This window comes from Shewanella electrica (genome assembly GCF_022321485.1).
In the GTDB taxonomy this organism is placed as follows: Bacteria; Pseudomonadota; Gammaproteobacteria; order Enterobacterales; family Shewanellaceae; genus Shewanella; species Shewanella electrica.
In genome coordinates, this window is sequence record NZ_JAKOGG010000595.1 from 1 (window position 1) to 248 (window position 248).

Consider the following 248-nt stretch of genomic DNA (forward strand, 5'->3'; position numbering starts at 1 on the left):
GCTCATTGAGATTTCGCCCCCTGATTCTTCTTGCAAAAGCCATCCTTTTGATTCGCCACTATGCAAGTCAGGCCCGTTGCGCACTTCTTGGCCCTGTTTTCCCACTCACATTGCTCGTTCAGATTTGCCGGTTTCTCAGTGAGAATGTGCACACGCATGCGCACTGAAGCGTTGGCAGTCATACCAAGTAGGGCGATGATACACATAGCAAACGTTATGGCCACAAACATACGGACGAGCGCCATTGC

General features: G+C 50.8%; 1 protein-coding gene. It reads right to left on the reverse strand.

What is annotated here, in order from left to right; all coding sequences use genetic code 11:
- Window positions 1-2: 2 nt before the first annotated feature.
- Window positions 3-248: hypothetical protein (locus L9G74_RS21560; protein ID WP_238898886.1), on the reverse strand; the 246-nt coding region annotated here is incomplete at its 5' end.